This window comes from Streptomyces sp. NPDC059861 (genome assembly GCF_042731435.1).
In the GTDB taxonomy this organism is placed as follows: domain Bacteria; phylum Actinomycetota; class Actinomycetes; order Streptomycetales; family Streptomycetaceae; genus Streptomyces.
On record NZ_JBHWJQ010000011.1, the window covers coordinates 1 to 14428 of the forward strand.

At 68.5% G+C, this 14428-nt stretch carries 17 protein-coding genes; 7 read left to right on the top strand and 10 right to left on the bottom strand.

Annotated elements, in window-relative coordinates; all coding sequences use genetic code 11:
* Positions 1-35: 35 nt before the first annotated feature.
* Entirely contained in the window at positions 36-455 is a 420-nt protein-coding gene (locus ACFV6X_RS12175; protein ID WP_385381398.1) for an STAS domain-containing protein, read from the bottom strand.
* A complete protein-coding gene (locus ACFV6X_RS12180) occupies positions 443-748 on the bottom strand; it encodes a hypothetical protein (protein WP_385381401.1) in 306 nt (101 codons plus the stop codon). The genes ACFV6X_RS12175 and ACFV6X_RS12180 overlap by 13 nt, the downstream gene beginning before the upstream one ends.
* 116 nt (positions 749-864) lie before the next feature.
* Here ACFV6X_RS12180 and ACFV6X_RS12185 point away from each other — a divergent pair, with 116 nt between their 5' ends.
* A complete protein-coding gene (locus tag ACFV6X_RS12185; protein WP_385381404.1) occupies positions 865-1524 on the top strand; it encodes a TetR/AcrR family transcriptional regulator in 660 nt (219 codons plus the stop codon).
* A gap of 22 nt (positions 1525-1546) precedes the next feature.
* Here the strand turns inward: ACFV6X_RS12185 and ACFV6X_RS12190 are convergent, their stop codons facing one another.
* Positions 1547-2782 (bottom strand): cytochrome P450, encoded by a 1236-nt coding sequence (locus ACFV6X_RS12190; RefSeq protein ID WP_385381407.1) that lies wholly within the window; start codon positions 2780-2782, stop codon positions 1547-1549.
* Between the two features lie 161 nt (positions 2783-2943).
* On the opposite strand from ACFV6X_RS12190, the gene ACFV6X_RS12195 reads away from it, so the two are divergent.
* Positions 2944-4113: a steroid 3-ketoacyl-CoA thiolase gene (locus ACFV6X_RS12195; protein ID WP_385381410.1), complete on the top strand. Its 1170-nt coding sequence runs from the start codon at positions 2944-2946 to the stop codon at positions 4111-4113.
* On the opposite strand, the gene ACFV6X_RS12200 is transcribed toward ACFV6X_RS12195, so the two are convergent.
* On the bottom strand, positions 4097-4306 hold the full coding sequence (locus tag ACFV6X_RS12200; protein WP_385381413.1) for a DUF397 domain-containing protein: 210 nt from the start codon (positions 4304-4306) through the stop codon (positions 4097-4099). The genes ACFV6X_RS12195 and ACFV6X_RS12200 overlap by 17 nt on opposite strands.
* Positions 4266-5114 (bottom strand): Scr1 family TA system antitoxin-like transcriptional regulator, encoded by an 849-nt coding sequence (locus ACFV6X_RS12205; protein WP_385381415.1) that lies wholly within the window; start codon positions 5112-5114, stop codon positions 4266-4268. The genes ACFV6X_RS12200 and ACFV6X_RS12205 overlap by 41 nt, the downstream gene beginning before the upstream one ends.
* A 92-nt stretch (positions 5115-5206) precedes the next feature.
* Here ACFV6X_RS12205 and ACFV6X_RS12210 point away from each other — a divergent pair, with 92 nt between their 5' ends.
* Positions 5207-5641 carry an ATP-binding protein gene (locus ACFV6X_RS12210; RefSeq protein ID WP_385381417.1) on the top strand — a complete coding sequence of 145 codons (435 nt, stop codon included), beginning with the start codon at positions 5207-5209 and terminating at the stop codon, positions 5639-5641.
* A gap of 51 nt (positions 5642-5692) precedes the next feature.
* On the opposite strand, the gene ACFV6X_RS12215 is transcribed toward ACFV6X_RS12210, so the two are convergent.
* Both ACFV6X_RS12215 and ACFV6X_RS12220 read right to left on the bottom strand, forming a co-directional pair.
* On the bottom strand, positions 5693-5824 hold the full coding sequence (locus ACFV6X_RS12215; RefSeq protein ID WP_385381420.1) for a hypothetical protein: 132 nt from the start codon (positions 5822-5824) through the stop codon (positions 5693-5695).
* On the bottom strand, positions 5821-7896 hold the full coding sequence (locus ACFV6X_RS12220) for a bifunctional glycosyltransferase 87/phosphatase PAP2 family protein (protein ID WP_385381423.1): 2076 nt from the start codon (positions 7894-7896) through the stop codon (positions 5821-5823). Before ACFV6X_RS12220 ends, ACFV6X_RS12215 begins: the two co-directional genes overlap by 4 nt.
* 360 nt (positions 7897-8256) lie before the next feature.
* Here ACFV6X_RS12220 and proP point away from each other — a divergent pair, with 360 nt between their 5' ends.
* The 3 genes from proP to ACFV6X_RS12235 all read left to right on the top strand — a co-directional run bounded on the left by proP (position 8257) and on the right by ACFV6X_RS12235 (position 11020).
* Positions 8257-9738, top strand: coding sequence for a glycine betaine/L-proline transporter ProP (gene proP, locus ACFV6X_RS12225; protein ID WP_385381425.1), 1482 nt, complete (start codon positions 8257-8259; stop codon positions 9736-9738).
* A 298-nt stretch (positions 9739-10036) separates the two neighbouring features.
* Positions 10037-10303, top strand: a complete 267-nt coding sequence (locus tag ACFV6X_RS12230; protein WP_385381428.1) for a MarR family transcriptional regulator — start codon at positions 10037-10039, stop codon at positions 10301-10303.
* 45 nt (positions 10304-10348) lie between these two features.
* Positions 10349-11020 (top strand): O-methyltransferase, encoded by a 672-nt coding sequence (locus ACFV6X_RS12235; protein WP_365445516.1) that lies wholly within the window; start codon positions 10349-10351, stop codon positions 11018-11020.
* 17 nt (positions 11021-11037) lie between these two features.
* On the opposite strand, the gene ACFV6X_RS12240 is transcribed toward ACFV6X_RS12235, so the two are convergent.
* Positions 11038-11430: a hypothetical protein gene (locus ACFV6X_RS12240; RefSeq protein WP_385381431.1), complete on the bottom strand. Its 393-nt coding sequence runs from the start codon at positions 11428-11430 to the stop codon at positions 11038-11040.
* Positions 11431-11701: 271 nt separating this feature from the next.
* Complete coding sequence (locus ACFV6X_RS12245) at positions 11702-12004, bottom strand: hypothetical protein (RefSeq protein ID WP_385381434.1); 303 nt, start codon at positions 12002-12004, stop codon at positions 11702-11704.
* A 150-nt stretch (positions 12005-12154) separates the two neighbouring features.
* Between ACFV6X_RS12245 and ACFV6X_RS12250 the strand changes: the two genes are divergently transcribed.
* A complete protein-coding gene (locus ACFV6X_RS12250; protein ID WP_385381435.1) occupies positions 12155-12370 on the top strand; it encodes a winged helix-turn-helix domain-containing protein in 216 nt (71 codons plus the stop codon).
* Between the two features lie 399 nt (positions 12371-12769).
* Here the strand turns inward: ACFV6X_RS12250 and ACFV6X_RS12255 are convergent, their stop codons facing one another.
* Entirely contained in the window at positions 12770-13579 is an 810-nt protein-coding gene (locus ACFV6X_RS12255; protein WP_385381438.1) for a hypothetical protein, read from the bottom strand.
* Positions 13580-14428 lie beyond the last annotated feature (849 nt).

Sequence of the window (14428 nt, forward strand, 5' to 3'; positions counted from 1 at the left end):
GGCCCCCGATCCCCGGGGCCGCCGCCTCCCGCATGTCACCCCGCTCGCCCGGCCTCGACGACGCCCGCCGGCCCGTGGCCGTCCGTCCGCGTCACCGGGGGGTCCTCGTCCGGGCCCGGGGTCAGAGCCTCCGCGAGAGTCGCGTGGACCGGGATCAGCGTCGCCAGAGCCGTGATCCGCAGCACGAGGCTGATCATCCCGTCCGGGCACACCAGGCGCAGCCGGCCGTGTCTCCTGAGCACGGCCCGGTGCGCGCCGACCAGTACGCGCAGACCGCTCGCGTCGCAGAACTGCAGCCTCGACAGGTCCAGCACGACCCCGACCGGCGCGTAGGCCGCGACGATGCCGTCGAGGTATCCGCGCAGCGCGTCCGCGGTCGCGATGTCCAGCTCGCCCGTGACCTCGACCACGGTCCAGCCCTGGCGGCGGCGGTAGGAGACCGTCAGAGGATCCATGACGCGTGCCCTGCCGTGGAGGCGGCGGTCGGCAGCGGGGTCGCCGTGAAGACGCCGTCGGGGTCGAACCGGGCCTTGGCGGCCAGGAGACCGTGGCGCCGGGCCGCGAGCACCGCGGCCCGCACGTCCTCCTGGCCGTGGGCGTGGACGACGAGGGCGGGGCTGGTGGGCGCGGCGCCGTTCCGGACGCGTCGCGTGGCCTCGTAGGCCGTGCCGGATGTGTGGACCTGATCCGGTGCCAGGCGTGCGACCAGTTCCTGAACGGCGGCCGTGGTCCTGGGTTGTGCGCTCATGATGCGGCCCCTGGGGCGAGTTCTCTTCAGCAGAGTGTGGCTCTAGCGAGAAGAGCACTCCCCCGATTTTCAGACGCAAACTACTCTCAGTAGACCCGGGCTGTACACTCGTCCCCATGAGTCCTCGGAGCGAGCGTCCAGGCGAGCCCGGCACCGCCGGCGGGAGGCGACCGGGCGAGCGGCCCAGTCGCCGAGCGGAGTACGCGGAGGCGACCCGGCGCGCCGTCATCGACGAAGCGCGCCGCCTGTTCAGCGAGCGCGGTTACTTCGCCACGAGGGTCGACGACATCGCGGCGGCCGCGCGCGTCTCACCGGCGACGGTGTACGTCATCGGCGGCAAACAGGGCCTCTTGCGGATCCTGGTGGACCGCTGGTCCGCCGCGCCGGAGGTCGAGACGGCACGGCAGGAGCTGGAGGAGGCCGGTGACCCGGCAGAGATCCTGCGCGTCGTGGCGGACCTGACCCGGCGGATGCGCGAGGACTACGGCGACATCATGCGCGTGGTGCTGGCCACGGCCCCGCACGACGCGGCGGCGGCCGAGGGCCTCGCCCTCGCCACCCGGCGCTATAGCGACGGCACGGCGGTGGCCGCCCGGCGCCTCGCGGAACTCGGCGCGCTCCGGGACGGCACCGACGCCGACGGGGCCCTGGACATCCTGTGGTTCTACTTCGGCTACCAGGGCTTCTTCACCCTCGTCGACGACAACGGCTGGTCCCACGCGCAGGCCGAGAAGTGGCTCCTCGACGCCGCGCGCCAGGCCCTGCTGCGACCGTGACGACGGCGGCGCCCCGCCCTGGCTAGCGCGCCGTGACCCGCAGCTCCTTCACCCCGTTGATCCACGCCGACCGCAGCCGCCGCGGCTCCCCCACCAGCCGCAGGTCCGGCATGGCGTCGGCGAGGGCGTTGAAGATGAGGTCGATCTCCAGGACCGCGAGGGATTTGCCGAGGCAGTAGTGGGGACCGCCGCCGCCGAAGCCCAGGTGGGGGTTGGGGTCACGGGTGATGTCGAAAGTGTCCGGGGAGTCGAAGACCTCGGGGTCGTGGTTGGCCGAGGCGTAGAAGATGCCGACCCGGTCGCCCTTGCGTATCCGCTTGCCGCCCAGCTCGGTGTCCTGCGTCGCCGTCCGCTGGAAGGACACCACCGGCGTCGCCCAGCGCACGATCTCCTCGGCAGCCGTCGAGGGCCGCTCCCGCTTGTAGAGGTCCCACTGCTCGGGATGGGTGAGGAAGGCGTGCATGCCGTGCGTGATGGCGTTGCGGGTCGTCTCGTTGCCCGCCACCGCCAGCATCAGCACGAAGAACCCGAACTCGTCCGAGGCGAGGTTGCCCTCGTCCTCCGCCGCCACCAGGGTGCTGACGATGTCCCGCGCCGGGCACTGCTTGCGGTCGGCGGCCATGTTCATGGCGTACGCGATCAGCTCGGTGGCCGATTCCTTGCCGACCTCCTCCGTGATGGCGTACTCGGGGTCGTCGTACGCGATCATCTTGTTGGACCAGTCGAAGAGCTTGGCCCGGTCGTCCTGCGGTACGCCGATCAGCTCGGCGATCGCCTGGAGCGGCAGCTCGCACGCGACCTCCGTGACGAAGTCGAACGGCCCGGAATGCGCGCGGGCGCCCTCGACTATGGCGTGCGCCCGGGCCCGCAGCCGCTCCTCCAGCGCCCGGATGGCCCGGGGCGTGAACCCCCGTTGCACGATCTGCCGCACCCGGGTGTGCTCCGGCGGGTCCATGTTCAGCAGGATCAGCCGCTGCATGTCGATCGCGTCGCGCTCGATGTGCTCGTTGAAGCGGATGATCGCGGTGTTGAGGGTGGAGGAGAACAACTCGGGGTGCGTGGAGACGTGCTTGACGTCGGCGTGCCGCGTGACGGCCCAGTAGCCCTCGTCCTGGAATCCGGCCAGGTTCACGGGCTGGGCGATCCAGGTCACCGGCTCGACGCGGCGCAGTTCGGCGAACTCCGGCAGGGGCACGCGATGGTGCAGCAGATCGGGGTCGGTGAAGTCGAACCCGTCGGGAAGCGCTGGACAGGGCATGGCGGCTCCAGCCATCTGACGGCCAGTCAGGAAGTGCCGTGAACGTAACGGCGGACTCCGAAGACTGCAAGACCCTTGCGGTGACGGACGTCACGTCAGCAGACTGCACACAGAACTAGAACACGTATCAGTTGCTGGTTCTGGACGAGAGGACCGCCTTCATGGCCGCCGAACCCGTCATCGTCGAAGCCGTCCGCACCCCCATCGGCAAGCGCGGCGGCGCGCTCGCCAATCTGCATCCCGCCTATCTGCTGGGCGAGACGTACCGCGAACTCCTCGGCCGCACCGGCATCCCCGCCGACTGCGTCGAACAGATCGTCGGCGGCACGGTCACCCACGCCGGCGAGCAGTCCATGAATCCCGCGCGGACCGCCTGGCTGACCATGGGCCTGCCGTACGAGACGGCGGCGACGACGGTCGACTGCCAGTGCGGGTCCTCGCAGCAGGCGTCCCACATGACCGCCAACCTCATCGCGGCCGGCGTGATCGACGTCGGCATCTCCTGCGGCGTCGAGGCGATGTCCCGCGTACCGCTCGGGTCGGGCTCCAGGCACGGGCCCGGAAAGCCGTTCCCCGACGAGTGGAACGTCGACCTGCCCAACCAGTTCGTGGCGGCCGAGCGCATCGCGAACCACCGCGGACTGACCCGGGAGAACGTCGACGCCCTCGGCCTGCTCTCCCAGGAGCGCGCCGCCAAGGCCTGGTCGGAGGAGCGCTTCAAGCGCGAGACCTTCGCCGTACAGGTCCCCACCACGGAGGACGAGCAGCACGCCGGGCAGGGCATGTGGCGGCTCGTCGACCGCGACGAGGGGCTCCGCGACACGTCGGCGGAGGCACTGGCGGGGCTCAAACCGATCATGCCGACGGCCGTCCACACGGCCGGCAACTCCTCGCAGATCTCGGACGGCGCGGCGGCCATCATGTGGGCCTCGAAGCGCATGGCGCGTGCGCTGAAGCTGAAGCCGAGGGCGCGGATCGTGGCGCAGGCCCTCGTCGGCGCCGACCCGCACTTCCACCTGGACGGCCCGATCGACGCCACCCGCGCGGTGCTGGGCAAGGCGGGGATGTCCCTGAGGGACATCGACGTGGTCGAGATCAACGAGGCGTTCGCGTCAGTGGTGCTTAGCTGGGCGCGGGTCTTCGAGCAGGACCTGGAGAAGGTCAACGTCAACGGCGGTGCGATCGCGCTCGGGCACCCGGTCGGAGCGACGGGTGCCCGGCTCATCACGACGGCACTGCACGAACTGGAGCGGACGGACAAGGAGTTCGCGCTGGTGACGATGTGCGCGGGCGGCGGACTCGCCACCGGCACGATCATTCAGCGGCTGTAGCCCCGGACCACGAGACGAACGCCGTGAAGGTGGCGGGGTCGAAGGTGAGGACGGGGCCGGTGGGGTTCTTCGAGTCGCGTACGGCGACGGTGGTTTCGCCGAGCTGTGCGCACTCGACGCAATCGCCGCCCTGGTCACCGCTGTAGCTGGACTTACGCCACTGGGCCACCGTCAACATCGCGTTGCTCGCCATAGCGTTCCTCCATCACGCGCCGGATCAACTCCGCCGAGTCCCTGAGGGAGAGAGCGGCGGCCTGGAGATGATCGTAACGGAGCGAGCAGTCGATGACGGTGTCCGGATTGGCGGTCGGATGCCCGCTGCCGTACCCCTCGGTGTAGACGATGGTGGGATCGCTCGGGAAGCGGTAGAGGTTGAACGAGCCTTGCAGACCTGCGTGCGCCCCCGCCGAGAACGGCAGCACTTGGATGTTGATCCGGGGGGCATGCTCGAACGCCAACAGGTGGGCCAGTTGGTCCCGCATGGTCTCCGGGCTGCCGATCTGCTGGTACAGCGCGGCCTCGCTGAGGATCGCCCAGAAGACCGGGGGCTCCTCCTTCTCGAAGGTGCGCTGGCGGGCGAGTCGCACGGCGGTGCGGTCGTCGAGGTGGCTCTGGTCCAACGCGCCGAGCACCGCCCGCGCGTAGGCCGACGCCTGGAGAAGACCGTGCACCATATGGGTCTGGAAGGTGCAGATCTCGACGGCCCGCACTTCAAGTTCCGCCGTCTGCTGGAACCAGGCCGGAAGTTGGCTGCGCAGCACCAGCTCGGTCAGCCGGGAGAGCAGGCCGCCCGTCCCCAGTGCCGCGTCCACCCGTTCACTGAACGCGGGTGTCGGGAGCTTGCGCGCGGTCTCGATCTGCCCCACCAGCGAGCCGGTGTAGTTGATGATCTCGCCGAGCTGTCGCTGCGTCAGTCCGGCCACCTCACGATGGCGCCGCAGCTCGTAGCCGTAGTAGTCCAGCGGCGAGGCACCCGGGTCGAGGGCGTTGATGTGGGTCACGCACGGTCCCCTCTCACGCGACTCCGCCCACAACGGGACGGGTTGTATCCGTTCCGTTGCCCACAGTAGTGACGGCTGGCCAGCCTCGTAGCGTGAACGAATACATTCCACCGGCCTACTTGGCCCCTCGCCCCGTCCAGTACCGCATGAACCTCACCGTGGGCGAGCACTCGGCACGGCATGTGCGCCGTATCGTCCGCTCGCTCCTGACGGAGTGGGAGATGACGGAACTGACCGAAGCGGTGGAACTGGGTGTGACGGAGCTGGTCGCCAACGTCGTACGGCATGTCCGGGACCGGCGCTGCGTGCTGCTGGTGCTGCGGCTGAGGACGGGGGTGCGGGTGGAGGTGTCGGACGGATCGCCCCAACTCCTCGCCCCCGCCCTCACCTTGGCCCCTGACGCGGAGAACGGCCGCGGACTGGTGCTGCTCGACGCGGTGGCGGACAAGTGGGGCGTGGAGCCGGGTGCCGACGGCGGCAAGACGGTCTGGTTCGAGTGCGGGACCGTGTCCGTCGTCCTGCCGTGAGGACATTCGCAGACTCGGGGACGGCGCGAGTGGCGCGAACCGTCCCCGCGCTCACTCGCCGCCCAGCGACTTCAGCTCACGGGACAGAAACCCGTTCTCAATCAGGTCGAAATGATCGAGTCCGGTGATGTTGAACGAGACATTCGCAGTCGGCGAACCATGACGCCGCAGCGCGTCCCTCATTCCCGCGAGATGCTCCTCGTAGTCGGCGGAGAGGACGATATTGACCACGTCCGCGATTTCTGCCGCGCTTCCCGCTCCGCGTCGACCGCCGCCGTCACCGTCCGCGCCCGCGGACCCTGGAACAGATACGCCAGCCCGAAGCCCGCGCCCACCACGATCGCGCCGCCCACCGCGTCCAGCACCCAGTGGTTGCCGGTCACGACGATCGCGGTGACCGTGAAGGCCGGATGCAGCAGGCCCAGCGCCTTCATCCACACCTTGGGCGCGACGATCGCGATCACGACGCCGCACCACAGGGACCAGCCGAAGTGCAGCGAGGGCATGGCCGCGTACTGGTTGGTGAGGGAGGTCAGGGTGCCGTAATCCGGCTGGGAGAAGTCCTGGACGCCGTGGACCGTGTCGATGATGCCGAAGTCCGGCATCAGGCGCGGCGGGGCGAGCGGGTAGAGCCAGAAGCCGATCAGGGCCAGCAGGGTCGTCAGGCCCAGCGTCGAGCGGCCCCAGCGGTAGTCGACGGGGCGGCGCCAGTACAGGACGCCGAGGACGGTCAGCGGGACGACGAAGTGGAACGACGTGTAGTAGAAGTCGAAGAACTGACGGAGCCAGTCGACCTTCACCGTCGCGTGGTTGAGCGTGTGCTCGATGTCGATGTGGAGGAACCGCTCCAGGGAGAGGATCTGCTCGCCGTGCGCCTCGGCGCGCTCCCGGCCGCCGGATATCGTGCCGCCGGTGGCCGCGAGCCGGACCTGCGAGTACGCGGCGTACGTGACGCGTATGAGGAGCAGCTCCAGCAGGAGGTTCGGACGGCCGAGGACGCGGCGCAGGAAGGGCAGCAGCGGTATGCGCTGCCAGCGGGCCGGGACCGGCCGGGCGTACCGCGTGGGGATGGGGTCGCGGTAGTGGGGCGAGGTGCGCGACAGGAACGGCACGGCCGTGGCCGCGGCGATCGCGGCGAGCAGGACGGCGTTGTCGCGCAGCGGGTGCAGCGCCGCCATGTTCGGCAGGAGCATCTTCGCCGGGAGCGTCATGACCAGCACCACCGCCACCGGCCACACCAGGCGGTCGGAGGCGCGCCGGCCGACCCGGCCGACCACCGCGAGCAGCACCCACAGCAGCTGGTGCTGCCAGGCCGTCGGCGCCACGACGATCGCGGCACAGCCGGTGAGGGCGACGGCGAGCAGGAGCTGCCCGTCGCGGGCGTAGCGGACGGCCCGGCGCAGGCCCAGGGCGGCGACCACCGCGCCCAGGGTCAGGAAGAGGGCGATCTCCAGCGGGCCGGACAGGCCCAGCCGCAGCAGCGCGCCGTGCAGGGACTGGTTGGCGAGGTCGTCGGCCCGCCCGCCGAGACCGACGCCGGCCATGTGGTGCACCCAGTACGTGTACGAGTCGTGCGGCATCGCCAGCCACGCCAGCGCCGTGGTCCCGGCGAAGGTCGCGCCCAGGGAGGCCGCGGCCTGCCGGCGGCCCGTGAACCACAGCAGCGGGGCGAAGAGCAGCACCGTCGGCTGGAAGGCGGCGGCGACACCGATCAGCGCGCCCCCGGCCCGTTCGCCGCGCACCGCGAGGCAGCCGAGCAGCACCAGCAGGACCGGGATGATGCTGGTCTGGCCGAGCCAGAACGCGTTGCGCACCGGCAGGGACAGCATCAGCAGGCAGATCGCGACGGGTGCCGCGACCAGCGTCGTACGGCGGCTGACGGGGCGCGGCAGGGCGCGGGCGGCGACCAGGCCGAGCACGACCACCAGCAGCAGCGTGCCGAAGGTCCAGCCCCAGCCGAGCGCCTGCTCCGCCGCGCGCGTCAGTGGCTTGAGCACCAGGCCCCCGAAGGGGGTGCCGGTGAAGCGGGTGGAGTCGTAGAGCGAGCCCTCCACGTGCAGCACGCCGTCCGGGCCGACCCAGGTCTCCAGGTCGGTCAGCCGCTCGCCCCGGGGAGTGCCGAGGACGACGGCGATCTGCCGTATGCCGAGAATCGCGGCGACCAGCCACAGGGCCAGGCGCGCGGCGCGCAGCCGTGCGCCCGCCGTCGCTCCGAAAGCCCCCACCGGTCTTCCGCCGTGTTCCGCGTTCGCCACGCCTCGTCGGCCTCCCGCCCCATCGATCGCGCACCCTGTGGGGTCGCACCGCCCCCCGGAGAAGGGACGCAGGCAACCCCTCATTCACCTGACGTCCGCTCTCCTTTTGTCCGGAAGACGATAGTGGGAGGGGGGTCGGGTTGCTTCGGCCGGGCGCGAGATAGATCACAGGGCGTGGACCGGAAAGGCGGCCGGACGCGCGTCGACAGTCCTGCACACGGCACCTTTATGTGCCCCATGCATCGAAATGGCCACCCTACGTAATCGGGACAAGACCCCCTATCGTCGACTTTCGGCCTGCCGCCGACGCTGCCGCGTGGGCCCGTCCCTGTCCCCGTCGAAAGGTAGGCGAGCGAAGTCTTGTCGAGTGCCAACGTCGCCGCACCGAATCCGTTCCCCGTCCGTACCCGCCCGCCGGTACAGGACCCCACCGTCACCGACCCCGCCCTGGTCAGGCGAGCCGTGAAGGCAGCAGCGCTCGGCAACGCCATGGAGTGGTTCGACTTCGGTGTCTACAGCTACATCGCGGTGACGCTCGGCAAGGTCTTCTTCCCGTCCGGCAACCCGACGGCGCAGCTCCTGTCCACCTTCGGCGCCTTCGCCGCGGCCTTCCTGGTCCGCCCGCTGGGCGGCATGGTCTTCGGCCCGCTGGGCGACCGCGTCGGCCGCCAGAAGGTCCTGGCGCTGACGATGATCATGATGGCCGTCGGCACGTTCGCGATCGGCCTGATCCCGTCGTACGCCGCGATCGGCGTCGGCGCGCCGATCCTGCTGCTCGCCGCGCGCCTCGTACAGGGCTTCTCCACCGGCGGTGAGTACGCCGGCGCCTCCACCTTCATCGCCGAGTACGCCCCCGACAAGCGGCGCGGCTTCCTCGGCAGCTGGCTCGAGTTCGGCACGCTCGCCGGCTACATCGGCGGCGCGGGCCTGGTCACCCTCATGACCGCGCTGCTCTCCTCCGAGGACCTGCTGTCCTGGGGCTGGCGGATCCCGTTCCTGATCGCGGGCCCCATGGGAATCGTCGGCCTCTACCTGCGGATGCGCCTGGAGGAGACCCCGGCGTTCGCGGCGGAGGTCGAGAAGGCGGAGACGGAGCGGCCGAAGGTGCCGCTGCGCGAGATGGTCACGGGCCAGTGGAAGGCGCTGCTGCTGTGCATGGGCCTGGTGCTGGTCTTCAACGTCACCGACTACATGCTGCTGTCGTACATGCCGAGCTACCTCACGAGTGAGCTGCACTACGACGAGACGCACGGCCTGCTGGTCGTCCTGGCGGTGATGGCCCTGATGATGATCGCCCAGCCGTTCACGGGCGCCCTCACCGACCGCGTCGGCCGCCGCCCGGTCATCGCCGTCGGCTGCGCGGGCTTCCTGCTCCTCTCCGTCCCCGCCCTGCTGCTGATCCGCCAGGGCAGCCTGCCGGCCATCGGCCTGGGCATGGGCGCGCTCGGCCTGCTGCTGGTCTGCTTCACCGCGGCGATGCCGTCGGCCCTCCCGGCCCTGTTCCCGACCCGGGTCCGCTACGGCTCCCTCTCCATCGGCTTCAACATCTCGGTCTCCCTCTTCGGCGGCACGACCCCCCTGGTCGTCACGGCCCTGATCGGCGCGACCGGCGACATGATGATGCCCGCCTACTACATGATGGCCGCGGCCGTGATCGGCGGCGTGGCGGTGTGGTTCATGACGGAGTCGGCGGGACGGCCACTGCCGGGGTCGGCACCTTCACTGGAACCGGCGGAGGCAGAGGCGGCCGCGAAGCCGGCGGACACCGCCGAGCCCGCGGGCGCCGCGAAGGTGCCAGGTCCCGCCAGGGCCGTGGAGGCCGTGAACGCCTCGGGACGCTGAGGACGGCGCCGGGCCCGGGCTTCGGCCCGGGCAGTGGCCGGATCGGCGACCGTGCCCGCGGTCTGGGTCCGGGACGCGCGGTGCCGGCTGGTGTCCAGGCGGGCCGCGACCCGGGCCAGGGCCCGGACCCCGGGACGGGTGGCGATGTGGAGGTGCGACACCTTCACCGGGGCCCAGGTCACCGCCCCACACCACCGTGCCGTCGCAGTCCGCCAGGATGTCCCGCACGATCGCCTCCTGATGCGGCCACAGACGCTTTTCGACGCGAAGTCCGCGCCGACCGTCCCTGTCCCGGCTGTTGGGCCGCCCCCGCGCGGCCGTCCTGGAGGAGAGCGCGGCGTCCAACGGCACGACGGGCAGGGAACTGGCCCGGCGGCTGGGCATATCGGCCGCCTCGGCGAGCGAGCACGCGGCGACCATGCGGGACGCGAACCTGATCACCAGCCAGCGGGTGACGAACACCGCATGGCACACCCTGTCGCCCCTCGGCCAGGCACTGCTCGAAGGCCGCCTTCGCCCCATTGGCCCCGTGGGGCAGGAACCTGCACCCACCCCCACTCGTTAGACCATCTAGTTAGCACCTCTAACTAGATGACGAGAGGCAGAGCGCATGAGCGAGTCGCAGATCTGGGACACCGTCGACGCGTACTTCACGACCCATCTCGCCGGCGACGACGAGGCCCTCCAGGCGGCCCTGCGGGACAGCGACGCGGCCGGTCTGCCCCCGATCGGTGTCACGGCGAGCCAGGGCAAGCTCCTCCAGCTCCTCGCCGAACTGCAGGGCGCCCGCGCCATCCTGGAGATCGGCACGCTCGGCGGCTACAGCACGATCTGGCTGGCCCGCGCCCTCCCGGCCGACGGCCGCCTGGTCACGCTGGAGTACGACCCGAAGCACGCCGAGGTCGCGAGCCGCAACATCGCGCGGGCCGGTCTCGACAAGGTCGTCGACGTACGCGTCGGCGCCGCCCTGGACTCCCTGCCGCAGCTCGCCGACGAGAACCCCCCGCCCTTCGACCTGGTCTTCATCGACGCCGACAAGGCCAACAACGCCCATTACGTGGAGTGGGCGCTGCGGCTCTCGCGCGAGGGCAGCCTGATCGTCGTCGACAACGTGGTCCGAGGCGGCCGCGTCGCCGACGCGGACAGCTCCGCGCCCGACGTGAAGGGCACCCGCGCCGCCATCGAGCTCATCGGCTCCCACCCGAGGCTCTCCGGCACCGCGATCCAGACGGTGGGCGGCAAGGGCTACGACGGCTTCGCCCTGGCGCGCGTCCTCGGCTGACGGGGCCGCGCCGCCGCTCAGACCTCGTGGTAATAGCCCACGTTCACGCTGCGCGGTCCGGTGCGGTCCTGGATGACGATCTCGCCGTTGCCGCCCCTGGGCAGCGGCAACGTGCCGCCGTACGCGAGCGGCTGCGCGTACTCGCCGGACACCAGCCGGACCTCGGAGGAGGGGTCCGGCTGCGAGCCGCGCAGCCAGGTCACCTGCCAGTCGCCGTCCGGCCCGCACAGGAACTCCAGGTGCACCCGCGAGACGAACAGCCATTCGTCGGGCGTCGCGAGCCGGCACACGGTTCTGTCCCGGCCCACCCGCAGCATCGTTCCCGGCTCGCTGGGCGCGTCAGCCATGATCATGCCGGCCGTGACACCCGCGTCCGCACCGGAGACGGTGGCCATGGTCAGTTCGAGCACGTGCGCTCCCTTGCAACGTCCTGAGGCGGCAGCCCGGTTGGCCTGCCGCCGCCGCATGATAAATCGCCCGGCGCGGCGGCGTCCGGCACAATGGCCTCATGACCGAGCGAAAGCCACCGGGTGTCAGCTTCGAGTCCTGGACGGACAAGCAGATCCAGAGGTTTCCACAAAGAACCTGTCTGACCAGCCATGATGACTGTCTGTGCATCTGGGCATGAGAAGGCCCCTGGTCATCGGCGCAACCAGGGGCCCCAGACAGGAGGAGAGACAGCTACTCCATGGAGTCCAGCCGCTCACCGCGACAGCCAGCCACATCAACGGCAGCCTTGGCAGACTGATACAGGAACCCCAGAGCCATGGTCAGTTCATGCTTGGTCGTGCCGCTCTGATCCAACAGCTCCTTGACCTTCCTCAGATCCTCCATGGTCGCCTCCAAGATGGCTTCCTCCATGCCGTCCGCCATGGACGAGATGACACCCCCCGGCTGACAGAACCCCGCCTTCCCCGCAGCGTCCGCCGGCATCCTGCGAAGGCTCTTGGCCTCTCCGTGCTGTCCCTCTGGGATGATGCTCACGGTCCCTACCTCCATAGGGGCAAGGGTCGGCAGGTGAGTCGCTAGCTCCCTGCCGGCCCGCCTTTCGTAGCTCACTCTGTAGCAAGCTATTCGCGGATAGCGAGCATAGCGCGGATGCGTCACACAGTGCAGTAACCGAGCATGATCCGCATGGACGCAGCACAGCCACCGTGGCGACGCGTTGCCACTGCACTTGAGCAGCGGATAGCCGACGGCACCTACGCCCCAGGGACACGCCTACCGGGGACCGTGCCCCTCAGTGTGGAGTTCGGTGTGGCTCCGAGCACCGTGGCCAAGGCTGTGCAGGATCTCAAGAGGCGTGGTCTCGTCACCGCTTCACCGGGATGGGGCACGTTTGTCGTGTGACGTTTCCTAGGGCCTTGATAGGCATTGAGCATCTTTACTCGAATGCCGTTGCCTGCCATTCCTACTGGCATTCCCATGCCTGGTTTCAAGTGCCATCCATGCCGTTATGCCGGCATGTCATGCGCTCCCGCGGATTATCACGCCATGGGTACCCATGGGGTAATGCCTGCGAATGTGTTGAGAGACCCCGCCGGGGGTGCCTTCCTCCAATCGTGTACAGGTTTCCAAGTTTTCGTGATCTAGGAAAATGAGGGCACTTCGGGTGCCCAAACACAAAAGGGCGCCCCAGGGTCATTAAACCCTGGGGCGCCTATTCTTCCAGAGGCAACTACATGGCTAATAGAGTTGCCGCAGCACCTTTACGGCACTGCTATCCCTGAGTGGCTTTCTCGGGGAATCCTATCCGTCAAAGTGCCGGCTGTAGTCCTCAGACGAGAGCGCAGCAATGTTGTAGACAGCCTCGGCCCGTACATCGTCCTCAGGGCTGTTACCAATAGCCGTGGCAACCTCATCCGACCGGGGATGTACGGGCGCAGCACCGCCCCAATCAACCAGTTCGGCGTAGGCCACCACAGAGCCTTCCTGGTACGTCTCCAGACCAATAGCCTGTGCGGCCCCACGGGTAAGCCTGCCGTCCGCGGTGAACTCAAGAGCCTCGGTATCCGCGTAGTCTGCCCAACCCTCGCCGGCCGAACGATTCATGCGGGAGTCTGTGGCTGCCCATAGTAGCCGGTTGACCGCAGCAGTCATACGAGCCTCTGCGTCTCTGGCAGCCTCTACAGCAGCAGACCAATCCTTGTGAACCTGAGAACACTCCTCCAGAGCCTTACTGGCCAGGGACGGCATCTCAGCAATGATGGCGTCTTCCGCCGCCCGGAAAGCCTCTGCGTAAGCGGCTTGCATAGCCGCAACAGTTCGCTTGTATCCCTCTGCCTTGGACCGGTAGGGGGCCAAAAACTCATCACGGCTGGTCAGAGGCTTACCGTTCTTCACAGCCTCTTTGTCCAGCTTCCTCAGTTCTACTTCCGCCTTGCTGATAGCCGGAATCCGCGCACCATGAGGCCCCGGCACAGGAGCATAGTCCGCATTCTCAAGTTGGTAATCCTGGAGTGCCTTGAGTGCCTTATCCCTGGCAGCAATCAACTTCTTGGTGCCTGCGGAAAGGGTATATCCGGCAGGCATGGGCTTGATAAAGAGACTGTTAGGCATGACGCCTCCAATAAGTCGTGTAATCGATGCGTTCCCTGTAGGCCTGTGCTCCGTTGACCAGTACGCAGAGGAGATACAGCAGGGAGCAGATAGAGAGCAGAGGTTCCATTATTCGACCCTGCCAAACTGGCCGGCTCGTACAGCGTCAATGACCTCCTGTGGCGTCAAGTCATTGAGCTGTGCATAGGTGTCACGGCTGGTCGTAGCCGTGTCCGTCGTTGTCTGGGTACATTCCATAGGACGACTCCTAAGAGGCCATGAGAGTTGAGAAGTATCGAGCGCCCGTGCGTTCACTGACACCAAACACCTTGGCAAGAGTCTTGGCAGAGACCCTGTCCCCTACCGCATCAAGGTTCTGCGCAGCGTCCCTAAGCGCCTGCAAGGAAGGCTTGGAGCGACCCTTAGGGAGACTCGCCAGGCACTCGTCAGAGGTTGGAGCCTCTGTCTCGTTTTCGTCACTCTCAGGGCCCTCACGTCCCGAATCGCTGTCATTGACAGGGACAGTCTCCTTTGGCGTAGCGCAGAGGTGGAGCATGTGACAGGCCGCAAGTGCTGGTACTGAGCTGACAGCCGAAACCAGGAACGGACCAGAAGTCATGTAGCCACTGGAGATTAGGTGTCCGACCACCTGCGCAGACAGAGCCAGACCCAGGGCTACGCCGCTGCCAGCAATGGCAGACTTCCGGCCCTTTGTGCCACGGGGCCTAGTGGCAGCAATGACAGCAGATGCCGCGGAGTACAGGGAAAGCGTCAGAGGCATGAGGAACTCAAACCCGTTTCCAAAGCCACTGGCACGGGCTAGCTGAATCTCTGCCGGCATTGAGATAACGAGAGCAGAGATGAGAACCA